Origin of the sequence: Halosolutus gelatinilyticus, assembly GCF_023028105.1 — an archaeon.
In the GTDB taxonomy this organism is placed as follows: Archaea; Halobacteriota; Halobacteria; order Halobacteriales; family Natrialbaceae; genus Halosolutus; species Halosolutus gelatinilyticus.
On the sequence record NZ_CP095491.1, the window covers coordinates 1,526,879 to 1,552,091 of the forward strand.

At 65.1% G+C, this 25,213-nt stretch carries 22 protein-coding genes and 1 pseudogene; 11 read left to right on the top strand and 12 right to left on the bottom strand.

Annotated features, from left to right (window positions below; translation table 11 throughout):
• Positions 1-163 precede the first annotated feature (163 nt).
• Positions 164-1,798 carry a long-chain fatty acid--CoA ligase gene (locus MUH00_RS07615; protein WP_247003499.1) on the top strand — a complete coding sequence of 545 codons (1,635 nt, stop codon included), beginning with the start codon at positions 164-166 and terminating at the stop codon, positions 1,796-1,798.
• Positions 1,799-1,844: 46 nt separating this feature from the next.
• On the opposite strand, the gene MUH00_RS07620 is transcribed toward MUH00_RS07615, so the two are convergent.
• The 4 genes from MUH00_RS07620 to MUH00_RS07635 form a co-directional block, all read right to left on the bottom strand.
• Complete coding sequence (locus tag MUH00_RS07620; RefSeq protein WP_247003500.1) at positions 1,845-2,729, bottom strand: ABC transporter permease; 885 nt, start codon at positions 2,727-2,729, stop codon at positions 1,845-1,847.
• A complete protein-coding gene (locus MUH00_RS07625; protein WP_247003501.1) occupies positions 2,726-3,859 on the bottom strand; it encodes an ABC transporter ATP-binding protein in 1,134 nt (377 codons plus the stop codon). Before MUH00_RS07625 ends, MUH00_RS07620 begins: the two co-directional genes overlap by 4 nt.
• 118 nt (positions 3,860-3,977) lie before the next feature.
• Positions 3,978-4,124: a DUF1328 domain-containing protein gene (locus MUH00_RS07630; protein ID WP_247003502.1), complete on the bottom strand. Its 147-nt coding sequence runs from the start codon at positions 4,122-4,124 to the stop codon at positions 3,978-3,980.
• 208 nt (positions 4,125-4,332) lie between these two features.
• Entirely contained in the window at positions 4,333-5,511 is a 1,179-nt protein-coding gene (locus MUH00_RS07635) for an aspartate kinase (protein ID WP_247003503.1), read from the bottom strand.
• A 231-nt stretch (positions 5,512-5,742) separates the two neighbouring features.
• Between MUH00_RS07635 and MUH00_RS07640 the strand changes: the two genes are divergently transcribed.
• Together MUH00_RS07640 and MUH00_RS07645 are read left to right on the top strand one after the other, a co-directional pair.
• Entirely contained in the window at positions 5,743-6,180 is a 438-nt protein-coding gene (locus MUH00_RS07640; protein ID WP_247003504.1) for a hypothetical protein, read from the top strand.
• 170 nt (positions 6,181-6,350) lie between these two features.
• Entirely contained in the window at positions 6,351-8,024 is a 1,674-nt protein-coding gene (locus tag MUH00_RS07645) for an acetate--CoA ligase (protein WP_247003505.1), read from the top strand.
• Positions 8,025-8,027: 3 nt separating this feature from the next.
• Here MUH00_RS07645 and MUH00_RS07650 read toward each other — a convergent pair whose 3' ends face one another.
• Both MUH00_RS07650 and MUH00_RS07655 read right to left on the bottom strand, forming a co-directional pair.
• Positions 8,028-8,936: an amidohydrolase family protein gene (locus MUH00_RS07650; protein ID WP_247003506.1), complete on the bottom strand. Its 909-nt coding sequence runs from the start codon at positions 8,934-8,936 to the stop codon at positions 8,028-8,030.
• 89 nt (positions 8,937-9,025) lie between these two features.
• Positions 9,026-10,651, bottom strand: coding sequence for a DNA-directed DNA polymerase II small subunit (locus MUH00_RS07655; RefSeq protein ID WP_247003507.1), 1,626 nt, complete (start codon positions 10,649-10,651; stop codon positions 9,026-9,028).
• 204 nt (positions 10,652-10,855) lie between these two features.
• Here MUH00_RS07655 and MUH00_RS07660 point away from each other — a divergent pair, with 204 nt between their 5' ends.
• A complete protein-coding gene (locus MUH00_RS07660) occupies positions 10,856-11,932 on the top strand; it encodes a S26 family signal peptidase (protein WP_247003508.1) in 1,077 nt (358 codons plus the stop codon).
• Between the two features lie 111 nt (positions 11,933-12,043).
• Here the strand turns inward: MUH00_RS07660 and MUH00_RS07665 are convergent, their stop codons facing one another.
• Positions 12,044-13,807: a Cdc6/Cdc18 family protein gene (locus MUH00_RS07665; RefSeq protein WP_247003509.1), complete on the bottom strand. Its 1,764-nt coding sequence runs from the start codon at positions 13,805-13,807 to the stop codon at positions 12,044-12,046.
• 1,642 nt (positions 13,808-15,449) lie between these two features.
• Between MUH00_RS07665 and MUH00_RS07670 the strand changes: the two genes are divergently transcribed.
• The 5 genes from MUH00_RS07670 (at position 15,450) to MUH00_RS07685 (ending at position 18,505) form a co-directional block, all read left to right on the top strand.
• Positions 15,450-16,088, top strand: coding sequence for an Era-like GTP-binding protein (locus MUH00_RS07670; RefSeq protein ID WP_247003510.1), 639 nt, complete (start codon positions 15,450-15,452; stop codon positions 16,086-16,088).
• A gap of 5 nt (positions 16,089-16,093) precedes the next feature.
• Positions 16,094-16,495 carry a DUF2073 domain-containing protein gene (locus tag MUH00_RS07675; protein WP_247003511.1) on the top strand — a complete coding sequence of 134 codons (402 nt, stop codon included), beginning with the start codon at positions 16,094-16,096 and terminating at the stop codon, positions 16,493-16,495.
• On the top strand, positions 16,495-17,406 hold the full coding sequence (locus MUH00_RS07680) for an OapC/ArvC family zinc-ribbon domain-containing protein (RefSeq protein ID WP_247003512.1): 912 nt from the start codon (positions 16,495-16,497) through the stop codon (positions 17,404-17,406). The genes MUH00_RS07675 and MUH00_RS07680 overlap by 1 nt, the downstream gene beginning before the upstream one ends.
• 224 nt (positions 17,407-17,630) lie before the next feature.
• On the top strand, positions 17,631-17,723 hold the full coding sequence (locus MUH00_RS23150) for a hypothetical protein (RefSeq protein WP_425603044.1): 93 nt from the start codon (positions 17,631-17,633) through the stop codon (positions 17,721-17,723).
• Positions 17,723-18,505 (top strand): DUF7089 family protein, encoded by a 783-nt coding sequence (locus MUH00_RS07685; protein ID WP_247003513.1) that lies wholly within the window; start codon positions 17,723-17,725, stop codon positions 18,503-18,505. Before MUH00_RS23150 ends, MUH00_RS07685 begins: the two co-directional genes overlap by 1 nt.
• Positions 18,506-18,572: 67 nt before the next feature.
• Here the strand turns inward: MUH00_RS07685 and MUH00_RS07690 are convergent, their stop codons facing one another.
• On the bottom strand, positions 18,573-19,151 hold the full coding sequence (locus MUH00_RS07690; protein WP_247003514.1) for a DUF7090 family protein: 579 nt from the start codon (positions 19,149-19,151) through the stop codon (positions 18,573-18,575).
• A 222-nt stretch (positions 19,152-19,373) separates the two neighbouring features.
• Positions 19,374-19,537, bottom strand: a pseudogene (locus MUH00_RS07695) (ABC transporter ATP-binding protein); the annotation flags it as partial.
• Positions 19,538-19,907: 370 nt separating this feature from the next.
• Between MUH00_RS07695 and MUH00_RS07700 the strand changes: the two are divergent.
• Positions 19,908-20,588 carry a class I SAM-dependent methyltransferase gene (locus tag MUH00_RS07700; RefSeq protein ID WP_247003515.1) on the top strand — a complete coding sequence of 227 codons (681 nt, stop codon included), beginning with the start codon at positions 19,908-19,910 and terminating at the stop codon, positions 20,586-20,588.
• Between the two features lie 304 nt (positions 20,589-20,892).
• Here MUH00_RS07700 and MUH00_RS07705 read toward each other — a convergent pair whose 3' ends face one another.
• Both MUH00_RS07705 and MUH00_RS07710 read right to left on the bottom strand, forming a co-directional pair.
• The gene (locus MUH00_RS07705; protein ID WP_247003516.1) at positions 20,893-21,486 is read right to left on the bottom strand and encodes a DUF1684 domain-containing protein; all 594 of its coding nucleotides are present in this window, start codon (positions 21,484-21,486) and stop codon (positions 20,893-20,895) included.
• A gap of 155 nt (positions 21,487-21,641) precedes the next feature.
• On the bottom strand, positions 21,642-21,881 hold the full coding sequence (locus MUH00_RS07710) for a DUF7127 family protein (protein WP_247003517.1): 240 nt from the start codon (positions 21,879-21,881) through the stop codon (positions 21,642-21,644).
• Between the two features lie 254 nt (positions 21,882-22,135).
• Here MUH00_RS07710 and MUH00_RS07715 point away from each other — a divergent pair, with 254 nt between their 5' ends.
• On the top strand, positions 22,136-24,517 hold the full coding sequence (locus MUH00_RS07715) for an ATP-dependent DNA helicase (RefSeq protein ID WP_247003917.1): 2,382 nt from the start codon (positions 22,136-22,138) through the stop codon (positions 24,515-24,517).
• A gap of 51 nt (positions 24,518-24,568) precedes the next feature.
• On the opposite strand, the gene MUH00_RS07720 is transcribed toward MUH00_RS07715, so the two are convergent.
• Positions 24,569-25,159, bottom strand: a complete 591-nt coding sequence (locus MUH00_RS07720) for an SHOCT domain-containing protein (protein ID WP_247003518.1) — start codon at positions 25,157-25,159, stop codon at positions 24,569-24,571.
• Between the last annotated feature and the right edge of the window lie 54 nt (positions 25,160-25,213).

The following is a 25,213-nucleotide window of genomic DNA, read 5'->3' on the forward strand; positions in this document are numbered from 1 at the left end:
TGCTGATCCGCCGTCTCGACCGCGGAGTCGTCCACCGATCGCCGGAAGTGGGGTCCCGGCCGCGAAATCGCGGTTTCGATCTCGAACGGACGCGGACGCAGCCGTGTCGTCGTATCCGACACCGACTATTATTATAGTTGGGTGGCAATTGTTAGCACGAACTATGGGAGGATACGATCAGACGCTGCGGCCGTTTCTGTGGCGCGCCGAACGGTTGCACCCGGACCAGGAAGTCGTCTCGCGGACGCACGAGGGGATCGTCCGCAACACCTACGACGAGTACGCCGATCGGACGCGCCAACTCGCGAACGCCCTCGACGAGGCGGGGGTCGGCGCGGGCGATCGAGTCGGGACGTTCTGCTGGAACCACCACCGGCACGCGGAGGTGTACTTCGCGGCGCCGAACATCGGCGGCCAGCTACACACGATCAACCCGCTGCTTCCGCCCGAGCATATCCGGTACATCGTCGAGAACGCGCAGGACAGGGTGCTCTTCGTCGATCCGTCGCTGCTCGAGCCGTTCGAGGCGGCCTACGACGAGGAAGCGTTCGCGAGCGTCGAGCAGTACGTCGTCATGGGGTCGGAGGTCCCCGAGGCGAGCCTCGAACCGATCACCGACTACGAGTCGTTTATCGGCGCCCACGACGCCGCGTACGACTGGCCCGAACTCGACGAGGAGACGCCCGCGGGGATGTGTTACACCTCGGGGACGACGGGCAAGCCGAAGGGCGTCGAGTACACCCAGCAGATGCTCTGGTCGCACACGATGGCCACCCTGACGCCGCAGGGCCTGGGCATCGAGTCGGACGACGTCGTCATGCCGGTCGTGCCGATGTTCCACGTCAACGCCTGGGGGCTCCCGTTCACGACGACGGCCGCAGGCGCGAAACACGTCTACCCCGGTCCGTCGCCCGATCCCGCCGACCTGGTCTCGCTCATCGAGGCGGAGGGCGTGACGCTCAGCGCCGGCGTCCCGACCGTCTGGATGGGCGTCCTCGAGTACGTCCGGGAGACCGACGCCGACCTCTCCAGCCTCGATCGGGTCGTCATCGGCGGCTCCGCGGCGCCCGAAAGCCTCATCCGCCAGTACGACGAGCTCGGCGTCGAGGTCGTCCACGCGTGGGGAATGACCGAGATGTCCCCGATCGGCACGGTCGCCCACCTCAAGCCGGAGTTGGAGGGTCTACCGGATGAAGAGAAAGACGAGAAGCAGGCCAAACAGGGGCTGATCGTCCCGGGCCTCGAGTTCAAGGTCGTCGACGACGACGGCGAGGAGGTGCCGTGGAACGGCGAGGACTTCGGCGAACTCTACGTCCGCGGACCGTGGGTCACGGACTCCTACTTCAAGCGGCCCGACGCCGACGAGGCCGACTTCGAAGGGTCGTGGCTCAAAACGGGCGACATCGTCACCGTCGACGAGGACGGCTACATTCAGATCGTCGATCGCGCGAAGGACGTGATCAAAAGCGGCGGCGAGTGGATCTCCACGGTCGAACTCGAGAACGCCATCATGGCCCACGACGCCGTCGCCGAGGCGACCGTCGTCGGCGTCCCCCACGAGAAGTGGCAGGAGCGCCCCGCCGCGTTCGTCGTGCCGGCCGAGGACGTCCCCGACGACGAAGACGCGTTCCTCGCGGAGCTAAACGACTTCCTCAGCGAGGACTATCCCGACTGGTGGACCCCGGACACCGTCGTCTACATCGACGAGGTGCCCAAGACCGCCACCGGCAAGTTCGACAAGAAGACGCTCCGCGAGGAGTACGCGACCGAGGACCTCCTCGCGGAGGACGCCGACTAGGGGGTCGAGCGATCGGCGGCATTCTTCGATCGAAAACGCGGAGAGCCTACTGCACGTCGGAACTCGTCGCTCGGGCCAGCAGCGTGACCGAGATCGCGCCGAGGACGATCGCCAGACCCGCCAGAACCGCAACGCCAGGGACGACCGCGTTCATCGCGCCGTCGAACCGCGTCACCTCGACGACCGTCATCACGTCCCGATCGAGCATCAGCGCCCGCGCGGCGTCGACGCCGTACGTGACTGGGTTGAACGTGGCGAACGTCTGAATCCAACCGGGAAGCGTCGAAAGCGGCAGGAACGCGCTGGAGAGGAACAGCAGCGGGAACTGCAGCAGGTTCGCGCCGATGATCGTCGACTCCTGGTCGCGGGTGAGGATCGCCAGCGCGTTCGAGAGGGCGATGAACCACAGCGAGAAGAGGACGCCGACGGCGACGATTCCGACGGCGCCGACGATCCCCGTCGCGATGTCCGCGCCGAGGAGGACGCCCAGACCGAGGATGATCGCGACCTGAATCGCGATCCGGAACACCTCCGCGGCGGTCTTGCCGACGAACACCGCGGTCCGGTTCATCGGCGAGACGAGCACCTTCTCGAACATGCCGTTCTCGATGTCGTTGACGAGGCCGATGCCGGAGGTGACGGCCGCCGCGAGCGCGACCTGGATGGCGATCGCCGGTACGAGAAACGTCTCGTAGCTGATGCCCGGAATGCCACGGTTGACGGCGTCGCCGGCGACGTTGCCGAACACCTCCGTGAAGAGGACGAGGAAGATGATCGGCTGCACCAGCGAGACGACCAGCACGAACGGGTTGCGGACCGCCTTGAGGTTCCATCGCTTGAAGTTGACCCAGACGTCCCCGAGGAACGTGTTCGCCGATCGGTCGACGCTCGCGGCCCGTTCGCCGGCGGCGGCGACCGACTCGCCGCTCATCGGTCCACCCCCGTCGACGCCGGCGATCCCGCGGTGCCGGTATCGTTGGTCGCGTCGGTCGCATCCGCATCGCCGTTGTCGCCGGTGCCGTCGGTATCGACCGTCTCGCCGGTGATCGCGAGGAAGACGTCGTCCAGCGTCGGCGCGCGGACGTTGAAGCCGGTCACCGTCAGCCCGGCGTCGCGGAGCGCGACCAGCAGGTCCGTCCCGTGCTGGCGGGCGGTCTCGGCGGTTACGCTGATCCCCTCGTCGGTGACGTCGATCGTCGCGTCGTCGAACGCGTCGAACTCGCGGGCGATCGTCGCGGCTCGCGCGCGATCGTCTCCTCCGTCCTGCAGTTCCACGTCGAGGATCTCGCCGCCGACGCGGCGCTTGAGGTCGGCGGGCGAACCCTCGGCGACGATCGAGCCGTCGTTGATGACCGCGAGGCGGTCGCAGAGCTGATCCGCTTCTTCGAGGTACTGGGTCGTCAGGAAGATGGTCGTGCCGCGATCGTTGATCGCCCGGAAGTACTCCCAGAGCCGGTTGCGCGCCTTCGGGTCGAGCCCGGTCGTCGGTTCGTCGAGAAACACCAGCGGCGGCTCGTGGACCAGCGCGGTCGCGGCGTCGAGGCGCTTTTTCATCCCGCCGGAGAACTCGTCGGCCCGCTTGTCCGCAACGTCCGCGAGGCCGACCAGATCGAGCAACTGGTCGATGCGATCGGCGCGCTCGCCGCGGGGCACGCCGTAGGCCTCGCAGGCGAACTTGATGTTCTCCTCGGCGGTGAGTTCGGGATCGATGCTCGTCTCCTGGGCCATGTAGCCGATCGACTCCCGGACCTTCCGCGACTCGCTTCGGGCGTCGAAACCGTTGACCTGCACCTCGCCGCCGGTCGGCGACAGCAGCGTCGCCAACACCTTGATCGTCGTCGTCTTGCCCGCGCCGTTCGGGCCGAGAAAGCCGAAGAACTCGCCTTCGGGAACCGCGAGGTCGACCCTCCGGACGGCCTCGGTGCCGTCCGAGTACGTCAGCCGGAGGTCCGAGACCGATACCGCGAACGGTCCCGCACGAGCCGTCGGATCGAGGCCCGTCTCCGGTTGGGAGGCGTTTCGTCGATCGTCGGCGGAATCGACCGATTCGCGGGGTTCCATAGGGACGGGACGTGCTCCGCGGGGAAAAACGTGCGACTTCGGGGGTAGATTGCCGCGACGAGACGCGAGGGTCCCGCGCTGCCCGACGGCTCCGCGTCGACTCGGCGGCTCGATCGCCCTACAGCAGCATCGACAGCACGGCCAGGACCAGGAAGAGCAGCACGAGCCACTTGGCGATCGCCATCGACACGCCTGCAACGCCGGTCGCGCCGAACGCGCCGGCGACGAGCGCGATCACGAGGAACAGGATTGCGAGTTCGAGCATGGATCCATTTCGGGGTCTGCGACGGAAAGGACCTGAGCCTGAATGTGCGGAAAATCAACGAGTAAGCGAACACTAGGACTCGAAATCGTAGCGATAGGTGCGATCGGATCGACTCCCACCCGGCGGGAACGAGCGGCCTCGACGAACACGTCGGCGCCGCGGTCGAGCGCCGCCGCTGCGGGTGGGAAACCGGAAAGTCCGTGGGGACTCAGAACAGGTCCTGGGTGAGTTCGAGGGTCTCCTCGCGGTCCTCCCAGTCGACGATGATCGCGACGCTGGTCGCGCTGGTGATGATGTCGTGGACGTTGATCCGCGCGTCGGCCAGCGGGTTGACGATATCGCTGATGACGCCCGGCTGGTTCGGGAGTTCGCCGCCGGTGACTCGAACGACGGCCATCGGCTCGTCGACGGTGACGCTCGAGAGTTCGTCGCGGGCGATGACCTCGCGGTGGAGGATGTTCTCGGCGCGCTCGGCCTCGTCCTCGTCGACGTAGAAGGTGACGGTGTCGAGGCCGCTCGCGACGGCGTCGATGTTGACGTCGCTGTCGGCGAGCGCCTCCGAGAGATGATAGAAGACGCCGGGCTGGTTGCGGATCGCCCGGCCCGCGACGGTGAGACAGGCCAGCGGACGCTCGCGCAGGTCGACGAGGTTCTGGAACTCGCCCTCGATGCTGGTCCCGCCCGAGAGCAGATCGCCGTGCTGGTAGTGGACGACGCGGACGTCGAGTTTGCCGTCCTTGTACGACAGCGCGGACGGGGCGACGACCTCGGCGCCGCGAAACGAGAGGTTCCGCAGTTCGTCGACCGAGATCTCGCCGACGTTTCGGGCCCCTTCGACGACGTTGGGGTCGCCGGTCATGACCCCCTCGACGTCGGTGACGATGACGACCTCGTCGGCCTCCATGTACTTGCCCATCATGACGGCCGTCGTATCGCTGCCGCCGCGGCCGAGCGTGGTGACCGACCCGTCCGGGCCCTCCGCGAGGAATCCGGTGATGACCGGGACCGTCTCGTCGAGTGAGTCGGCGACCTCGAGGCCACGCTCCTGGGTCTCTTCGACGTCGACCTCGCCGTACTCGTCCGTGATGACCGGCCACTCTTCGCTGCCGGGTTCGAGGAACGTAGCATCGACGCCCCGCGAGGACAGCGCGGCCTTGAGCATCCGGACCGACGTCCGCTCGCCCATGCTGACAATCTGGGCGCGATCGGCGTCGTCGGTCTCGAAGGTGATCTCCTCGAGCAGGTCGTCGGTGGTCGATCCCATCGCGCTGGCGACGACGGCGATCTCGTGGCCGTCTTCGACGGCGGCGGCGATCGAGTCCGCGGCGCGATTGATGCGATCGCCGCTGCCGAGACTCGTTCCCCCGAACTTGGCTACGACGCGCATACAGACACCTCTGCACGGTCCGTTCGGTTGTCGGTGGCGTGGCTCATATGCCAGTTCGTTACCAGAGCGAGCAGATAACTGTGTCCCATCGCCGCTAATTTTACCGGTCACCGGTTCGATTCCGATCGCCAGCGCGCCGCCGCAACGACGGAATTGGTCGCGATCGGAGATAGTTCAGGATCGGTGAACTGCGACGGGATTTATATTCGTGGGTAGCATTACCACACTCAAATGAACGTACGGGACGCACTCGAAGCTGACGCCGATGCGCTCGCGTCGATTGCGGACTCTCCGACGGACGTGATGCGGAACCTGGTGCACGATCGGACGGTGCGCGTCGCGGAGGACGGGCCGCGCGACCCGAACGCGGACGTCGACGAGTCGCAGTACGGCGTCTCCGATCCCGAAGACCTCCTCGGCTTCATCAGTTTCGACGCCCAGGAGGATACGGTCCACATCACTCAGCTCGACGGGACGGCGGACGCCTGCAGACGGTTGCTCGCCGAGCCCGTTCGGTTCGCCGAACGCGAATCGATGGACGTCGAGGTGCTGGTCCCGCCCGGCACCGAACCGGTCGAGACGGCCGCCGAGGAACTCGGCTTCGAAAAGCGCGGGACCGGGCCGCGATTCGACGGCTCGCGGACGATCCGATTTCGACTGGAGCCGTAGGACGTTCGACTCGAACCGCGGGACGGCCCCGTCACCGGAGGGAGACGGGCTCCGCCGCGAACGCGCAACGGCGTCCGCACGGGGACGCCGATCGGGCCGGCTTTTTCCCGGCCGCAGACGACGAAACTGACCGAAGCAATTATTGCCGACAACGGTGCCACCCGCGGTGTATGCCAACGGACCACAACATGCCCGACTACGAGCGGGTTCGCGAGGGGTTCTCGTGGGAGGACGTCTACGAAGCGGCGGGCTGGGGCGCGCCGGAGCGGCTCAACGTCGCCCACGAGGTCTGCGATCGCCACGCCGAAAACAACGAGAAAGTCGCGCTCTACCAGGTGAGCGAGGACGGCGAGCTGACGGCGCTGACGTTCTGGGAACTGGCAGCGCGGACGAACCGGTTCGCGAACGTCCTCGAGTCGCTGGGTATCGATCACGGCGATCGCGTCTTCTCGTACATGCCGCGGGTACCGGAACACTACGTCGCGCTGGTCGGGACGCTCAAGCGCGGAGCCGTCTTCGGCGGCGTCAACGAGCGGTTCGGCCCCGACGGCATCTCCTACCGGCTGGACGACTGCGACGCGAAAGCGATCGTCACGACGCCCGAGAATCGCGAGACCGTCGCCGAGGCGCTGGACGACGCGCCCTCCGTCGAGCACGTGATCGTCGTCAGCGACGACGGGACGGGGATCCGACGCGGCGACGTCAGCTACCACGGCGAGATGGAGACCGCGAGCCGCGAGTACGACGCGGCGGAGACCGGCGGCGAGGACGACGCGCTGCTGTACTACACCAGCGGAACGACCGGGCTGGCGAAAGGGGTGTTGCACAAACACCGCTGGGTCGCGGGCGTCGCGGCGACCCAGAAGTACGCCGTCGACCTCCAGGAGGGCGACCTCTACTGGTCGACCGGCGATCTGGGCTGGCTCACCGGCCCGATCAACACGCTCGGCGCCTGGTTCTGGGGTACCGCGCTGTTCACCTACGAGGGCGAGTTCGACCCCGAGGCGTGGGCCGACCTGCTCGATCGGTTCCCGATCACGGTCCTGTTCTCGGTGCCGACGGCCTACCGCATGCTCCGCGAGCACGAGCGCGTCCTGGACGACGTTTCGCTGGACCTGCGCCACGCGCTGTCGATCGGTGAACCGCTCTCGGCCGGCGTCGTCGAGTGGGGCGAGGAGACGCTGGGCGTGACGATCCACGACACCTACGGCCAGACCGAGACGGGGAACATGATCGTCAACAACTACCCGACGATGGCGGTTCGACCGGGATCGATGGGCAAGCCGCTGCCCGGGATCGAAGCCGCCGTCGTCGACCCCGAGACCGGCGAAGTCCTGGAACCGGGCGAGACAGGCGAGATCGCCCAGCGCGGGGACTACCCCTGCTTCTTCGCGGAGTACTGGGAGAAGCCCGAACAGACGGCGAACTGCTTCGTCGACGGTCCCGACGGTACGTGGTATCTCTCGGGCGACCTCGCACACACCGACGAGGACGGCTACTTCTGGTTCGAGGGGCGGGCCGACGACGTCATCCTCTCGTCCGGCTACCGGATCGGCCCCTTCGAGGTCGAGAGTTCGCTGGGCGAGCACGAGGCCGTCGCCGAGGCTGCCGTCGTCCCGAAATCCCACCGCGAGCGGGGGAACATCGTAAAGGCCTACGTCGTGCCGAGCGAGGGCGCGACGCCCTCCGAGGAGTTGAAAAAAGAGATCCGAACCCACGTTCGCGAGGAGCTCTCGGCCCACGAGTACCCCCGCGAGATCGAGTTCCGCGACGAACTCCCGAAGACGGTCACCGGGAAGATCCGCCGGACGGAACTCCGAGACGAGGCGGAAGTCGAGGACTAAGTTTCACTCGCCGTTTTTCCTGGGGACGGGCGCTTCTTCGAGTCCCAGATAGTCGATCGCGGTCCGATAGAAGATATCCCGCGCCGTTTCTTCTGGGAGATCTCGATCGAGCAGCCCGGCCCGCTCGTTACGATACGGGTACGGAACGTTCGGGTAGTCCGAGCCGTACATGATGGATTCCGAGAGTTCGATCAACGTCTCGTCCGCGATCGTCGACGGATCGAACCCCATCGTGTCGGGAGCGGACGTGGACATCGCGAACGTCGTGTCGAGGTAGACGTTCTCGTTGTTCCGCGCGAACTCGAGGAACGCGCCAACCTCGTAGGCACCCATGTGCGCACAGCAGACCCGAATCTCCGGGTAGGAGTCGACCAGTTCGGCGAACGCGTCCGCGCCGACGTACGGGCTGTCCTGGAACATCGGCGCCGTGCCGCCGTGGTAGGTGATCGGTCGATCGTACTTCGCTGCGATCTCCAGTGCGGGTTCGAGTCGCGGATCTGCGGGGCGACATTCCTGAACCGGACAGTGGATCTTCAGCCCGCGAGCGCCCGCCTCGAACGCGTCACGGACGATACTCGCGACGTCATCGTCGTCCGGGTGGACGGTCGCGAACGGGAGCAGGGACGTCGACTCGGCCGCTCGTTCGAGGAGCCAGTCGTTCAGACCGGCCGCGATTCCGGGCTTGTGCGCGTACGGCAGGGCGACGTAGGCGGCGACGCCCGCTGATCGGAGGACCTCCTCGATTTCGGGTCGAGCCGTCGGGTTCGAGAACTCCCAGCCGGCTTCGGCGCGGAGCGCGCGCTGAATCGCCTCGGCGAGCCGCTCGGGAAACAGGTGCGCGTGGGCGTCGATCGCGGGGCGAAACGGGGACCGGCGTTCTTCGGACGACCGCCGCCGTTCGGGTGGAGACATCTCGATCGGGTGTCGTGACGGTAACGCGATCGCGGATAAAAGCACTGCTGCCGGCGATCGATCGCCGACTCGCGATCCGACGCCGGGTACTAACTGAACTTTTGGACCGTCACGTCGAGCGTGTCGAGATCGACGATCGGGGCGTACCCCGAGTCGGGGTCGATATTGACGCTCTTCTGGAAGTCGGTCTGGGCCTGCCAGCAGCCGGAGTTGATCGCGAGCACGTTGTGGTACTTGCCGAAGCCGAGTTTGTGGACGTGACCCGTGTGGAAGATGTCGGGCACCTCGTCGATGATGAGGTAGTCCTTCTCCTCGGGTGCGAGGCGGGTGTGGCCCCCGAACTGTGGTGCGACGTGGCGCTTCTTCAGGAGCTGGTACATCGCCTTGTGGGGCTCGTCGTAGCTCGCTTTCTCTGCGGGAAGCTCCGCGATTACCTCGTCGAGCGAGACGCCGTGGTACATGAGAACGGAGACGCCCTCGATCGTCACCGTCGACGGGTTGCTCACGATGCGCGGGGCATGGGCCGACATGATTTCCCGGAGTTCCTCGTCGAACCCGGGCTGGGGCTCCGCCAGGCGCACCGCGTCGTGGTTGCCCGGGATCATGACGATCTCGAGGTCGCCGGGAACCTGTTTCAGGCGCTCGCTGAACGCCTCGTACTGCTCGTAGATATCGACGATGTCGAGTTCCTCGTCCTGATTGGGGTAGACGCCGACGCCCTCGACCATGTCGCCCGCGATCAGCAGGTACTCGACGGCCTCGCCCGCCTCGGTGTGGAGCCAGTCCGCGAACCGGTTCCACGCGTCCGCCATGAACTCCTGGCTACCGACGTGGACGTCGCTGATGAGCGCCGCCTGAACCGGCCGATCGGCCGTCGACGGTTCGTGGGTTCGAGGAACGTCGGGGAAGTACATCGAATCGACGAACGCGATCCCCGAGTCGTCCGAGAGCGTCCCTTCCATGGCGAGCACCTCGTCGCAGAGCAGTTCGTCGACGAGGTCGACGTACTCCCGGTCTTTCATCACGAGCCACGGGAACGTTCCGGTGGCGTCCTCGAGTTCGATCAGCCAGTGGCCGCTGGCCGTCGATCGCACGTCGTTGACCAGCCCGACCATCGCGACCTCACCGCCGCCCGGCATGTTCTGGATCGCCGTCGCCGGCCGGTGATTGACCCGTCCCCGCAGCTTCGAGCCGAGCCGATTGAGGCGATCCCGGAACACCGACACGAAATCGCCGTACTCGCCGGTTCCCGTACTCTGCCCGGTCATGTCGTTTCGAATCTCGAGCGATCGGGCCTCGGGGTCGACCGAGCGATCGGCCGCCGATCGAGACCCCTTCGTTTCAACTGGAGAACGGTCACCGTCGGCTGGCGAATCCTCGGCGCCAGCTCCAGTTGAAACAGGGGGGTTGCTCGTTGATGCGTCCGCACTGGCATCGGCGTCGGTATCGGACGCCGAATCGGCGCCGCTGGCCCGATCAGCGGCGTTCGCGTCCGGTTCGGAGTCGCCGGCGCCTCGCTCCCGGTTGGCCTCCAGGACCGTTTCGACGTGGTCCGTGCTGACGACGAGCGCCTCCGCCGGAACCCGCTCGATGACGCGTTCCAGGACAGCCTGCGGGTCGTCCGCGGCGGCGATGCGCGTCACCGCCTCGCGCTCGGCGTTGTAGCCGCGGTTCGTGAGTTCGCTGACGATCCGGGCGGGACCCTCGAGTGGCACACCCCTCGAATTCGTGAGCGCGGGGAAAAACGTAGCGGATCCGAGATCGTTCGATCGTAACGGCTCCGAGACCGCTCGATTCGATCGCGGCGGCCGCTCGACGGGATCGCCCTGTCGAAGGCCGGGTCGGGTCAGATCGGCGTCCCCGACCCGGCGGGCGTCCGAGCAGAAAGTTGATTGCCGGCCGCGGCAAAACACGGGACGATGACCGGCCCCGATTCCGGAGACACCGACGACGACGACGCCGGAGACGGTACTTCCGATCACCGTTTCTCGGGCCCAGGTGACGACCCGTCGTCGGACGGGACCGCCGCTCCGGACGATACGTACGACGACGCGACTGCGCACCGATCGACCGAGGCCGGCCGGCGATCGACTTCCGAATCGGGTCGAACCGACGGCGACGCGATCGCAGCCGAGCAGGGATCGGCGACTCGGACGCCCGACTCCTCGAACGCCGGGGCGGGAACCGACGAGGTGACGATCGCGGAGGTCGGTATCGTTCGCTGGTTTCTGCGAACCGACGACGAGTCGGTCGTCCTCGCCCGCGATATCCTGAGCAGCGTCGCGCTCGTCGCGCTCATCGGCCTCCTGCTGTTCGGGATCAGCGGCATCTGGCCGCCGCTGGTCGCCGTCGAGAGCGGGAGCATGGAACCCAACATGCAAGAGGGAGACCTGATCTTCATCGTCGACGACGACCGATTCGTCGGCGACGATCCGATCGACGGCACCGGGATCGTTACCCGCGAAACCGGGCAGGACAGCGGCCACGAGAAGTTCAGTCAACCCGGCGACGTCATCGTCTTCAAACCCGACGGAAGCGATCGCCGGACGCCCGTCATCCATCGGGCCCACTTCTGGGTCGAAAAGGGCGAAAACTGGGTCGACACCAAGGCGAACCAGAAGTACCTCGGTGGGGCCACCTGCGCCGAAGTACAAGCCTGTCCGGCGCCGCACGACGGCTTCGTCACCAAGGGCGACGATAACATGGGCTACGATCAGCACTACGGCGGGGCCCAGACGAACATCGTCAAACCCGAGTGGGTCACCGGCAAGGCCATGTTCCGGATCCCGTATCTCGGACACATCCGGCTGGCCTTCGACTCGATCTTCGGGATGACGGCCCCGACGTCGCCGTCGATCATCAACTCGATCGCGATCGAGCCGGGACTGTCAGCGGGATCGGGCCAGGGGCCTGGACTCGCCGGTCCGGCCGGCGCAGCGGCGACGGCAACGACCGGCGCGACGGCTGCGGCCGCCATCACGCGACGACGACGGTAATTCGAGATTCGGTCGACGGTCTCGAGAGTCAGTTTCGCAGTCGGCTCAGATCGAACCCGGTTCGACGCGATTCGATCGACGTTCGACGCGACCGAAGCCGAGAAGGAACGGTCAATTCTCGAAACGGGCCTGGACGAACGGCTGGATGTCGTCGATATCGCTCAACCGGGAGTCCGAGAGCAGGACGGCCTCGGTCTCTTCGAGCGGAACCGAGAGGCTGATCTCCTTCGTTCGACCGTACCGCCCCTTCGAGACGACGATCGCGTTCACGATTCCGAGCATATCGAGTTCGCTGATGAGATCGGTGACGCGGCGCTGGGTCAGCACGTCGGCGTCGATCTCCTCGCAGAGGCGCTTGTAGATGTTGAACACCTCGCCCGTGTTGATGCTGTGGACGCCGTTCTTCTCGAGGAGGATGATCGCGAAAAGGACGAGTTTGCTCTGCGTCGGCAGGGTCCGGACGACCTCGACGACCCGGTCGAGTTCGATCTTGTCCTGGGCCTGCCGGACGTGTTCCTCGTCGATCGTCTCGGCCTGGGACCGCTCCGCGAGTTCGCCCGCCGTTCGAAGCAGATCGAGCGCGCGGCGCGCGTCCCCGTGTTCCTGCGCGGCGAACGCGGCGCACAGCGGGATCACGTCGTCGGACAGCGCACCTTCCTTGAACGCGACCTCCGATCGGTGCTGGAGGATGTCCCGCAACTGGTTGGCGTCGTACGGCGGGAAGACGATCTCCTCTTCGCCCAGCGAGGACTTGACGCGCGGGTCGAGGAAGTCGGTGAACTTCAGATCGTTCGAGATGCCGATGATCGAGACGCGCGAGTTCTCGAGTTCGGAGTTCATCCGCGAGAGGTTGTAGAGCGTGTCGTCGCCGCTCTTCTCGACGAGTTTGTCGATCTCGTCGAGCATGATCACGACGACCCGCTCGTCGTAATCGACGGCGTCGAAGAACACGCTGTAGACCCGATCGGTCGGCCAACCGGTCATCGGCACTTCCTCGAACGACTCCTCGTCGGCGCGCAGTTGGTCGATCCGGTCTTCGATCTCCGCACGCGAACCGAACGGCGTCGATTCCAGCGGATGGTCCGGCGGGAGCGTTCCACCGGCACCGATCGCGTCGCCGCGCGTTCCGTCGCCGGACGTCCCGCTGCCGCCCGTCGCGTCGCTACCCGGATCTCCGGTATCGAGTGCTGAATCAGACCCCCCTGTTTCAACTGCAGATTCGCCAGACTTGACGTCGAAGTTACCTCCAGCCGAAACCGAATCGTCGGGGTCGGAGCCGTCTCGATCGGACGACAGACCAGCCGCCTCGTCGAAGAGATCGGACTGGGTAGTAGCCCGGTCGGCCGGTCGATCGTACTCCTCGAGCTTCTCGAGGAGCGATTCGAGTGTGTCGATCCGATCGGCGATCTGCGCCTCGTTTTTCTCGATGAACTTGTTCGCCAGCTGCGCGAGGACGCGGTACTGCGTGTCGGTTACCTCGCAGTTGATGTACTCGACGTCGCAGGGAACGCTGTACTTCTGGGAGGTGCTCTCGAGTTCCTTGCTGACGAACTTGGCGCTCGCGGTCTTTCCGGTGCCGGTCTTCCCGTAGATGAGGATGTTCGACGGCGTTTCGCCGCGGAGGGCGGCGACGAGAATCGTCGCCATCTTGTTGATCTGGTCGCTACGGTGTGGCAGTTCGTGTGGCGTGTAGGACGGACGTAACACCTCCTTGTTCTCGAAGATCGGCTCCCCGCTGAGGAGGTCGTCGAACAACCCCTGATTCGAACTTTCGTCTTCGATATCGGAATTCCCGAAATCAGTCGAAAAGCCGGCTGTTTCGTCGCGCTCGACGTTTACGTCGGTCCTGGTGGATTCCGTATTCTTGTCTGACATCCGTCGTACACGCACCCCCTTATTTCGAGTGGAACGCCGACCCCGGATACAGGAATACAGCCAGTGAAACGGCCAATATCGGCTATTTCACCCATCCAGATATCAGGATCGGGTCCAGTTGATGCAAACGAAACAGAGGAAGACATTGGTAATAAAATCTTCCATTCAATGCAGCTGTTGTGACGACGTTCGGACCGATCGGCGTATCGGCATGTCGGACGGCATTCGGCCGCATTCGACCTCCACATTCGGTCGCGTTCGGTACTGGCGTCGATCGAAACGGCTCGCGATCGAGCACTGCGACCCTCGGTCGCGGCAGTTCGCGGACGCTCGTTTCGCGTCGACGCTCCGTCGTCCCGTCGGGACGAAGCGGCTAGGTTCGATTCGCGGTCCGGACAACCGAGCGGGTGATCGGCGCGACCGTCCCGTCGATCGATTCGAGCGACGACTGTGATCGTTTCACCAGTAGGTGACAATACGATCCGGGCGTAGTCCTGCACGCAGTGATTACGATGCGTGGTGCTCACGACGCCGTCCGTTCCGTGCGATAGTCGTCAACGTCCCGAGAGTCAACGACCCCGAAAGTCACTGTCCGAGAGTTAGGATGCCGGCGCCCGCGTCCCGTAAAGTCGTACTGCGATCGGCGGACGTATCGCGACCACTATGCAGCGGCTCGTTGCGGTGACGATCGGATCGATCGCTGGGCGAGATAGACGCGGCTTACGAGAAAACGACGTGAAAGATCGGAATCGGCGAGCAATGCGATGGAGTGCTGTGTTATTCCACAACACGATGGTTCGGAACCCCCCCACCCCTTCGTTTCAGGTGGAACGACCCGAGAGAGTGGACGGGATCGACGGATTATCGGACGGAAGGATTTATTTAGATGGGTGAGAAACAGTATCCGTAGAACTAGCAAAACGCCATACATTACTAGGGTATTGTATTCAATTACTAGATTCTACTAGAATACTTGGATTAGACCGTTCACATTACTAGGACCGTCGCTTCTCCAATATTCTCCAGGGAGCTCCCCGTTATTCGGGGTTCGAGCCGAAATCGGGGACGATCGTGTCCGCTCAGTGATGAGTTCTCCTACTCACGGAATACCGGCCTCGCAGATCTCCAGTTGAAACGAAGGGGTGGGGGTGTCCGAGAGCAGCAAGGCGAGTGCGACATTCTCTACCGATGTCCGAGTCGTTGACGGTCACAGCGGCAGCAATAATGACGATTCAGATCGCGACACTGATTGCTACGACGATGACGATCACTACGTCGTCCCGCGACGATCCCCGCCGATCGTTGGTCGACTGATCGTATTCAACTGGTGGACTGACCGTATTCAATACTGGTTGCTATCCCCTGTCGTTGTCCGTCGTCCCCAAACCTGTCGTCTGTCACTCGGACAACGTACATCGGATAGGCGTACGTCGGATAGTTCATAGTACTCATAGATCACGGTCTTTATATGAGATCGAGCGTTCCCCGCCCACTGGTTCCCAATCGGATCGTTCTCCGACGGATATTTCACGCGACGGTTTGATTCAATCGTATTTGACAGTCAACACGTCTGACGTAGGCTTAAGTGAGTTCGGTTTGTACTACGCGCAGATGCACCCCGTGGTGCTGGAGGTCCCCAAGGATGGGATTGTTCACAGAGCTCAAAGATAGTATCTCTCGGGTCACGGAACGCCTGTTCTCCGAACAGGAGCCCAAACGAATCGGTATCTATGGTCCGCCGAACGCCGGCAAGACGACGCTCGCGAACCGAATCGCCCGCGACTGGACTGGTGACGCTGTCGGGACGGAGAGTCACATTCCACACGAAACGCGCCGCGCACGCCGGAAGGAAGGCGTCGAGATCGAACGGAACGGCAAGACGGTGACGATCGACATCGTCGACACGCCGGGCGTCACGACGAAGGTCGATTACGAGGAGTTCACCGACGAGATGGAAGAAGACGACGCCATCCGCCGATCGCGAGAGGCGACCGAGGGCGTCGCCGAGGCGATGCATTGGTTGCGGGAGGACGTCGACGGCGTCATCTACGTTCTGGACAGCGCAGAGGACCCGATCACGCAGGTCAACACGATGTTGATCGGGATCATCGAATCCCGCGATCTGCCGGTATTGATCTTCGCGAACAAGATCGACCTCGATGAATCGAGCGTCAAGCGGATCGAGGACGCCTTCCCGCAGCATAAGACGGTTCCGCTGTCGGCCAAGGAGGGCGAGAATATGGACGAAGTGTACGAGAGCATCGCGGAGTACTTCGGGTGATAGCCATGCCAAAAGCAACGAACGCGGACGAACCGGACGCTCCGGACGGTGTCCAGATCGACCTCATCAGCGGCGAACGGATGGACGGAATGGCGACCATGGAGAAGATCCGGATGATCTTAGACGGTGTCCACGAGGGGAACATCGTCATCCTCGAAGAGGGGTTGACGCCCGACGAGGAGAGTAGACTCATCGAGGTGACGATGTCCGAGATCAGTCCCAACGAGTTCAACGGGATCGAGATCGAGACCTACCCGCGGTCGGACACGCGCGATTCGTCGCTGCTCGGTCGGATCATGGGATCGAACGAGTCGACGGCGAAACTGACCGTGATCGGCCCGGCGAACCAGATCGAAACGCTCCACAAGGACGAAACGCTCATCAGCGCACTCGTGTCCCGAGACTAATGCCTCACCAATGCACGAACTGCGGCCGGGTGTTCCCTGACGGCTCGAAGGAGATGCTCTCGGGCTGTCCCGACTGCGGCGGGAACAAGTTCCAGTTCGCGCCGAAGGCGATGGCCGCACGCGAGTCGGCGGATACGGGCGACTCCGGATCGACCCGGGCTCGATCGACCGCGTCGTCCCGAACGACGGAGTCCGCCGACGTCACCGATTCCGGAGCCGGTTCGGAGGGAGCCGGCGGCACACGTACTGCGAGTGAGTCACGCACCGCGGGAGAGAAGAACTCTGACTGGCCCTCGTCTGCGTCGCCCGACGCCGGCGACGCGTCCACCCCGGCGACCGGATCGGACGAGTTCACTGAGTGGCCCGACGCCGCACGGCGGCCCGAGGATCGATCGGCACCGCCACAGGAAGAGCGGGCCGATACCGGGACGGACTCCCCTGTCGATTCGGCAGACCCGACCGATAGATCGGATCCGGTCGACCCGTCGGACAGGACGTCGCTCCCGGACGACGAAGACACCGCACAGGCCGACGCGCGCAGCGAAGTCGTGTCGACGGACGACCTCCCGTCGCAGCCGCCGGACGAGCTTCCACCGCGGACCCGCGATACCGACGATCGGGCCGCGACCGGGTCGACGGACGTCCCACCGGAATCTCGACCCGCAGACGACGCCGCACCGCCGGGCAACGGCCGCGTCGTCAGCGAACCGTCGGCCGATCGACCGTCGATCGAAGAGCTCCGCGCGGAACTCAACCAACAGTTCGAGAGCATCAAGATCCTGCAGCCGGGCCAGTACGAACTCAACCTGATGGAGCTCTACAACCGTGAGGAGTACATCGTGTCGCTGCAAGAGGACGGGCGGTACGTCATCGACGTCCCGGAATCGTGGCGCGGCGCCGACTCCGAGTAACGAACTCGTTCTGCGTACACCGTCTCGGTTCGACTCCAGAAATACCAAATTGACGATTCGTAGCCTGTGACGGAGCGAAATATCCTCCAGTTGAAATGATGGTGTGGCCGGTCGGATGGCGCGTGCCCGATCGATACCCTCGGGCGATGCGGTCGGAGCCGGTACGGGCGGCGATCGTCTTCGGGACAGATGGATTTAAGCGACGTGGACGATAGCCACCGAGTATGAGCACCGCGACCAAGATCGTTCTCGGTACCGTTGCCGCATCGGCACTGCTGTCGGTTCTGATCGTCTTCCAGACCGTCTTCGGCGCCTGATGTTCGAGACCCGGACGCTCTCGAGTCGGCTCGAAGCGGTCCGCGATGCGTACGCGCCTGACGCGCGGGTAGTCGACGCGACCCGTGACTTCGAGACGGTCCCACCCGCGCAGGCCGAGGATCTCGGTCTGATCGTCGACTCGCTCGAACCCGCGAGCTATCCCGCGGACTGGCTTCCCGACGACGCACCCACGCTGCTCGCTCGCTACGCGAGTTCGAATCTGACGATCGGGATGCCGGGCGACGGGAGCATCGCGTGGACGCGTCAGACCGATCCGCCGACGGTCATCGTCAAACCCCGCGTTCAGGGCTCACCGGAGTCGTTTATCGACTTCCTCCTCGCGGAGGCGTTCGTGGAACTCGATCTCGGCGTCCCGGAGCACTTCCTCGGCTTCTTCGAGGACGACTATCCCGCGTTGAACCGGGCGACCCCGCTCGACCCCGGCGGCACCTATCAGGTCGCCGCGGCGCTGTACGACGGCTGGGTGGGGCTCCAGAGCCGCGAGGTCTTCGCCGGATGGAACGACGACTACCCGGAACTCGCCGACGCGTGGCAGGATGCGGGAACCAGACTCGAGGGCCGGGTCGGGGACCTTCCGCGGGCCGTCGCCCGCGGCGAGACCGACTTCGCGGATGCGACCGAACTCGCCTGTGCGGCGATCAAACACGCGATCGAACTCCCGGCGCCGTACGCGGCCCTCGATACCGACGCGTACCGGGATCACGGATCGGCGTACGCGGTTCGATGGGCCGAGAAGACGTTCGACTCGCTGGCCGAGTGACCGAACCCCGTTCCCGAATCCTCTTCGTTTTCCACCGCGATCCGCGGCCGCTGACGCCGCTCGCCGCTCAGAATTCGGCGTCGATGGTGCCGTCTTCGTCCAGATCGATCACGCCGCCGAACAGCTCGCGGATCTCCTCGACGAACGCCTCGTCGTGAGGGTCCTCGGAGACGTGAAAGAGGCCGATCGCGTCGTATTCGTCCAGAAGTTCGAGGATCCGCTCGACGGCCTCGAGCGCCTCGTCGTCGCCGGCGTAGTAGGCGAGTTCCGTGACGGAATCGAAACTGAGCCGGAGTTTGCCGTCGTGGTCGTTGAGGAAGCCGTCGATGTGATCGACGATGCCGTCGACGTCGTCCGGGGCGGCGACGTAGTGGACCGCATCGCTCGATCGGCGGGAGTAGCCGCGCTCGATGCTCAGCGTATCGAGGATTTCGGCACGTTTCTCGTCGACGTCGTAGTACTCCAGTTTCTGCCTGACCTCTCGAGCGGTGGTTCGGGTGGAGATGACGAGGAAGGTGTCGGTATCCGTCTTGAGGAAATCTGTGTCGATGCGGTCAGTTTCGCCCGTGCTCGGGTGGAGTAGAAGCACCCCGGTTCCGCCCGGTACCGTCTCTGGCGTCCCGTCGATTTCAAGCGCGTATTCCATATTGGAGTGAACAACTTTCGGCACTGACTTAAGAGTGGGGATGTGTCCCCCGACGCACTGTGGCGATTGGTCTCGATCGTCGATCGATTCGATGATAGCTCCGACTGTCTGGGACTTCGATCAGTCAGACAGCCGCGACAATCCGTCAGGTGGGCAAAAATCCGATTACTAGACCCGCGTTTCGGCCGTCCGGTCTCGATTTCGATCCCGTTCGACGGGGGATCAGGCCAGTTCGTGCGAGACCGCTGGCTCGCCGCTCACGGACTCGCCGAGTTCGATCCGATCGGAGTGGTTGTGCATCGGCTCGACGACCTCGCCGGCGTCGAGTCGATACGGTAGAGGACCGTGGGGCCGAGATACCGTCGGTAGGTCACCCCGCCGTCGGATACGAACGCGACAGCCGTTCGCAGCGATCGAACGGATACCGATCGTTCCGTGGCGGTAGCTGTGTCAGTTTCGGTGGAAAGAGGTGAGAGGACACAGGGGTGTTCTTCGGCCCGAATCCGATGCCCACGGATTTCGGCCAACCGAAACCTCTCCACTTCTCTCTTTTTAGGCCAGCCTAAAGAATCTACCGGTGCCGGACGCCGCGGTGTCTTCGGTACGGACTCGATCGTCGAACCCGCCGCCCGGCGGCGGAATCCGGATCGGAACGCTGGATCCCGTCGAAAATCGTACCGATGCGGGATCCGGGTCGTCTCGACGGGACGGTAGAGAGTCGAATCGGTTTTGCCTCCCGGTCGTGATTGGTCGCCCATGAGCGTACGCGAGGAGTTCGACGACTGGGCCACGAGCGGTCGCGACAAGGGGATGGAAGAGCGCCACTGGCACACCGCCAAACACGCGCTCGCGCGGATGCCCGTCGAACCCGGCGATACGGTGCTCGACCTGGGCTGTGGCAGCGGTTACGCCGGCCGGGCGCTGCGGGACACCAAGGGCGCCGGCCGCGTCTACGGCCTCGACGGCGCCCCCGAGATGGCGCGAAACGCCGCCGGCTACACCGACGACGGGCAGGTCGGGTACGTCGTCGGCGACTTCGGCTCGCTCCCCTTCGAGGACGACTCGATCAACCACGTTTGGTCGATGGAGGCCTTCTACTACGCCGCGGATCCCCGCGAGACGCTCGCCGAAATCGCCCGCGTGCTCCGATCCGGCGGCGCCTTCTACTGCGCCGTCAACTACTACGAGGAGAACGTCCACTCCCACGAGTGGCAGGAGTTAATCTCGATCGAGATGACCCGCTGGGACCGCGAGCAGTACCGATCGGCCTTCCGCGAGGCCGGCCTTCACGTCGCCGAACAGGACAACGTCCCCGATCGGGAGATCACCATCCCGAACAAGTCCGAATTTCCGACCGACGACTGGGACACCCGCGAAGCGATGGTCGAACGCTACCGCGAGTTCGGCACGTTACTCACCGTCGGCGTCGCGCCCTGACGGCGTCGTCTCCGCTCGCCGATCGTCTCGCCGTATCGAATCACCGATCAGCTGCCGTATCGCACCGCCCGTTCGCCTCCCACCGCCGGTGCAGCCCTCGGTTTCGACTGCAACCGACGTCCACGGGTGCCGGGCTACCGACCGCTCTGTCGCAGTCGTTCACCGATTCTCGCTCGTCGATTTCCGTTCTCGGTTTCCGTTCCGAACCCCCGTTCGCCCCGACACCCCTCCGTTTCCACTCGAACCGCGTGATCAGGGGCCGATTCGACGGTATTGGCGTCCGTCGCCTTCGATCGGCCTGCCGTCAGTTCGACTCGAACCGCTCCCCCGCCGGGATCGCCGCGTCGAGCCAGTTTTCCTCCGGCGGGAGCGGGCAATCGAAGGTCTCGCTGAACGCACAGAACGGGGTGTACGCGAGGTTGAAGTCGACGACGATCTCGTCGTCCGTCTCGAGGTCGCGATCGGGCGCGAGTTCCATGTACCGACCGCCCCGGTAGGTCTGTTGGCCGGTAGTCTTGTCGCGGAACGGGATGAAAAGCGGTTCGTCGCTCTGACGTTCGATCTCGTACGCGCCGAGTTCGAACGTCCCGTCCTGAAGGTCCGGATCGTCCCGCACGAGTTCGAACTCGAGCGTCGCGGTTCGCAGGTAGCGCATCTCCCGGCCCGCGGTCGTCTCCATCAACACGACTTCGGGGTCGTCGTGGACCTCGACGGTCGCGGTCACGCGGTAGTCGGGATCCGGTTCGAAGTAGTCCAGCCCCGAAAACTCGTCGCGCTCGTCGGGCGGGATCGGCGACTGGGGATGGTCGGCGAAGAACTCGTCCTTCTCGGCGCGTTTCGACTCGAGTTCGGCGCTCCAGCGATCGGGATCGACGTCCGCGTCGGAAGCATCGGCCATACCGGTACTACCGGTCGAAGGCTGGAATGGGTTGCGTTTCGGAGCCCGCTCGATGCGGTATCGGGATTGTGACGAGAGAAGAGCCGGTTCGATCGGGACGGTCGGCGAACGGGGTAATTTCGACCGCAGCGATCGGTCCGCGGCGTCGCCGACGTCTATTCTTCGATCGTTAGAACGCCGTTCTGGACGGACACGTCCGTCGCTTCGGGCGGCAGTTCGAACTCGAACTGCTCGCCGTCGGTGACGACGATCGCGGTCGACCCGAGGATGTCGACGGTGAGGGCGTCGCCCGCGTGGCCGAAGTCGACGGCGATAACGCTGCCGTCGTCGTACTCGAAGGTCCGGACGACCGCGCCGCTGCGATCGGCGTTCTGGAGGGCTTTGGGGACTTTCATCGTACGTGCACCTAGGTGCTCGGACCGTTAAAGGGGCACGCTCGCAGCATCCAGCACCGACGTTCGTGACCCGATACGGCCGACGGATTTCGCTCGGCGCTCGAAGCGACCGGCGACTTTCCGGCTGCGAGTCGAACCGCTCGGTCCGATCGTCGCCCGATTCGGCGAGCTGCCGAACCAGGCGGTTTATGTACGAGAGCGCGGCCAGTGCAGTCCGTCAACCCTATGACCGACCGACGATGAGTACGGCAGGCATGACGAACTGGCGGATGGTGTTCGGCCACGACGAACCCTACGACGAGCAGGTCGACGGCATCGAGACCGCCATCGAAACCGCTCGGGACGGCGGCTATTCCGTCGTCGAGGGCGCCTGTGGCACCGGAAAGACGATGATCGCGCTCACCGCGGGGATCGACCTCGTTCGCGATCCGGACACCGACTACGAGCGCGTGTTCGTGCTCACGAGCGTCAAACAGCAACTGCGCCAGTTCGAAGCCGACCTCGAGACCATCAACGAGAACCTGCCCGACGACTGGAACCCGGTTTCGGGACTCACCCTCGTCGGCAAGGCCGACGTCTGCCCGTACAACCGCGCGAACGCGGGCGGAATCGACGACGGAAACGTCTACGATCGCTGCGAGACGCTGCGCGATCGGACTCGCGACTTGACGGGCGAGGGGGGCGACACGACGACGGGGACCCTCGCCGCGCGCGCCCGCCAGCAACAGACCGGCCTGGCCGACAGCGGGCGGACCGCCACCACCGCCCGGTTCCTCGAAACGGCGGGGGAACCGGCGCCCTACCCGCTCGACATGCCGACCTACTCGGACGGCGGCCCCGTCGGCGCGGAAACCGAGTACTGTCCGTTCTACGCGCAGTACCTCGAGGACCTCCCGGACGACGAGGAAGGCTCTCCAGTCGAAGCGGTCCCCTTCGACTTCACCGAGACCGGGATGGTCACGCCCGAGGACCTCGTCGCCCGATCGGTCCGCCGCGGAACCTGCCCGCACTCCGTGATGGGCGCACTCCTGGGCTACGCCGAGGTCGTCATCGGCAACTACTACCACGCGTTCGATCCCACCACGACGACCGCGTTTACGGGCGCCCTGCTCGACGAGTCGACGTTCGTCGTCTGCGACGAAGCGCACATGCTCGAACCGCGCGTGCGAGACCTGGTCAGCGACGGCATCGCCGACGCGACGCTGCGGGAGGCCGAGACCGAACTCTCGCGAGTCATCCAGCCCGTGAAGTTCGAACGCGAGGGTCGACGCGCCGAGGGCGGCTCCAAAACCGCCGACGCCGACCTCGTCCGCTCGGAACTCGCGGACACGGACGTCTCCTTCGACGAACTCGTTCGAACCCTCGAGTTCCTCCGGGACCTCCGCGGGGAACTCGATCGGCGGGTGACGGCCCACCTCGATCGCCACTACCGGGGTTGGGAGTCGAACCTGACCGATCTCGAAGACGAGGAGATCCCGCTTCGCGATCCGCGAGAGCCGGCCGAGGACGAGATCACCGAGTGGGCGAGAAACGCGGGCTACACGGATGTCGACTGGATCCGCTCGGAGACGGTCGGCGCCGTCGTCGCGCGCATCCTGAACGAGGCCGAAGACGAAGATCGGACGCGCGCCGCGCCCGCCGTCGGTCGCGTCCTCGGCGAGTGGTACCGCCGGGGCCACACCGACTACTTCCGGGAGATCGAACTCGAACGCACCTGGAACGAGACCGAACCCGCCGACTCGTGGCGCCGCGCGTACACCGCCAGACTCGCCCTGCACAACTGCGTCCCGAGCGACGCGATCGGTGCGCGCCTCGACGCGTTCGGCGGCGGCATTCTGATGAGCGCGACCCTCGAACCGATGGACGCCTTCACCGAGGTGACGGGACTCCGGTACCTGGCGCGCGAGGAGGACAGACCGGTCGTCGAGCGCCGCTACGGGTTGCACTTTCCGGCGGAGAACCGCGAGAGTTTCGCCGTCGCCGCGCCCAAGTTCACCTACGACAACCGGGGGAGACCGGGAGACGACAACCCGACCCGCACGCACTACGCGGACGCGATCGCGAAGGTCGCCCGCCTCCCCGGGAACGTCCTCGTCGGCATGCCGAGCTATTCGGAAGCGGAGTGGGCCGCCGGCGTCCTCGAGGATCGCGTCGACAAGCCGATCCTGCTCGACGCCGCGAGCGACGACGAGACGACCCGGTCGCTCAAAGCCGAGTTCTTCGCCGGCGACGGGAAGGTGCTCGTCACGAGCCTCCGGGGAACGCTCACCGAGGGCGTCGACTACAGCGGCGATCGCCTCGCGGCCGCCGTCGTCTGCGGCGTCCCGATCGTCAACACCTCCAGCCCCCGGACGAAGGCCGTCCGGCGGGCCTACGACGACGAGTTCGAGGACGGATTCACCTACGCGCTGACTATCCCCGCCGTCCGCAAAGCCCGGCAGGCGATCGGCCGGGTCATCCGCAGCCCCGAGGACGTCGGCGTTCGCGTCCTGCTCGACGAGCGCTACGCTCGCGACAGCTGGGATTCGGTTCGTCAGTTCTTCCCCGCGGACGACGAGTTTCAGCCGGTGAGCCCCGATATGCTGGAACACGGGCTCGATCGGTTCCGATCGCGGCTCGCGTCGCGCTCGTCGTAGCGAGTTGCGAGCCGCCGTCTCGCAGCCGCGATCCGCGGACCGTCGACGGACTCAGTTTCGATCCGGCACTCGCTCTCGTCGCTCGACGCCCGCGCCGCCCGTGTCACCGGCCGTCGATCGCGCCGTCCCGTCCTGAAGGCGGAGCTCGATCCGGCGCTCGAACTCGTCCTCAGATAGCTCGCCGTTCGCGTACTGCCGTTTCAGATCGCCGAACGGATCGCTCGCGGCCGGTTCGGGGGTGTCGACTTCCGCGGCCGACGCGGCGGAATCGCGTCGTTTCGGGGATTCGGATTCTCGGCCGCTCGGGATCGCGCGCTCGTCGGTCCTCGAGCGCGGGTACGCGTCGGCCGACTCGATATTGCCGATGAGCGAGAGGTACACCGGCCAGAGGACCGCCAGCGAGAGGGCCAACGCCGGCAGTCCCAGCCCGAGGAGCGCGGGCAGCCAGAACAACGCGGCGAGCGATAGCCCCCACCGCGGGACTTCGAACAGGGCCAGCGCCAGCAGCCAGAGCCCGGACATCCCGGTCGTCGATCCGAGAAGCGTCCGCCCGAGCCACCCGTCGGGCGTGTACCGTTCGACGAGCGCGTGCCACCGCCCGAGGCGAGCGGGCCGGTCGAAACGCCGACTATCCCTATCCATACGTGTTCGCACGAACACGCGACGAATAACTATAACGGCTTTGCCACGTTCTCC

Coding starts and splice junctions, on each gene's coding strand:
- MUH00_RS07635 (WP_247003503.1), bottom strand. CDS start 5,511: ATGCGCGTCGTAGCCAAGTTCGGGGGAACGAGTCTCGGCAGCGGCGAT.
- MUH00_RS07665 (WP_247003509.1), bottom strand. CDS start 13,807: ATGTCAGACAAGAATACGGAATCCACCAGGACCGACGTAAACGTCGAG.
- MUH00_RS23150 (WP_425603044.1), top strand. CDS start 17,631: ATGAGCACCGCGACCAAGATCGTTCTCGGTACCGTTGCCGCATCGGCA.
- MUH00_RS07645 (WP_247003505.1), top strand. CDS start 6,351: ATGCCAACGGACCACAACATGCCCGACTACGAGCGGGTTCGCGAGGGG.
- MUH00_RS07650 (WP_247003506.1), bottom strand. CDS start 8,936: ATGTCTCCACCCGAACGGCGGCGGTCGTCCGAAGAACGCCGGTCCCCG.
- MUH00_RS07625 (WP_247003501.1), bottom strand. CDS start 3,859: ATGGAACCCCGCGAATCGGTCGATTCCGCCGACGATCGACGAAACGCC.
- MUH00_RS07700 (WP_247003515.1), top strand. CDS start 19,908: ATGAGCGTACGCGAGGAGTTCGACGACTGGGCCACGAGCGGTCGCGAC.
- MUH00_RS07710 (WP_247003517.1), bottom strand. CDS start 21,881: ATGAAAGTCCCCAAAGCCCTCCAGAACGCCGATCGCAGCGGCGCGGTC.
- MUH00_RS07675 (WP_247003511.1), top strand. CDS start 16,094: ATGCCAAAAGCAACGAACGCGGACGAACCGGACGCTCCGGACGGTGTC.
- MUH00_RS07720 (WP_247003518.1), bottom strand. CDS start 25,159: ATGGATAGGGATAGTCGGCGTTTCGACCGGCCCGCTCGCCTCGGGCGG.
- MUH00_RS07620 (WP_247003500.1), bottom strand. CDS start 2,729: ATGAGCGGCGAGTCGGTCGCCGCCGCCGGCGAACGGGCCGCGAGCGTC.
- MUH00_RS07630 (WP_247003502.1), bottom strand. CDS start 4,124: ATGCTCGAACTCGCAATCCTGTTCCTCGTGATCGCGCTCGTCGCCGGC.
- MUH00_RS07670 (WP_247003510.1), top strand. CDS start 15,450: ATGGGATTGTTCACAGAGCTCAAAGATAGTATCTCTCGGGTCACGGAA.
- MUH00_RS07680 (WP_247003512.1), top strand. CDS start 16,495: ATGCCTCACCAATGCACGAACTGCGGCCGGGTGTTCCCTGACGGCTCG.
- MUH00_RS07660 (WP_247003508.1), top strand. CDS start 10,856: ATGACCGGCCCCGATTCCGGAGACACCGACGACGACGACGCCGGAGAC.
- MUH00_RS07705 (WP_247003516.1), bottom strand. CDS start 21,486: ATGGCCGATGCTTCCGACGCGGACGTCGATCCCGATCGCTGGAGCGCC.
- MUH00_RS07685 (WP_247003513.1), top strand. CDS start 17,723: ATGTTCGAGACCCGGACGCTCTCGAGTCGGCTCGAAGCGGTCCGCGAT.
- MUH00_RS07715 (WP_247003917.1), top strand. CDS start 22,136: ATGACGAACTGGCGGATGGTGTTCGGCCACGACGAACCCTACGACGAG.
- MUH00_RS07640 (WP_247003504.1), top strand. CDS start 5,743: ATGAACGTACGGGACGCACTCGAAGCTGACGCCGATGCGCTCGCGTCG.
- MUH00_RS07615 (WP_247003499.1), top strand. CDS start 164: ATGGGAGGATACGATCAGACGCTGCGGCCGTTTCTGTGGCGCGCCGAA.
- MUH00_RS07690 (WP_247003514.1), bottom strand. CDS start 19,151: ATGGAATACGCGCTTGAAATCGACGGGACGCCAGAGACGGTACCGGGC.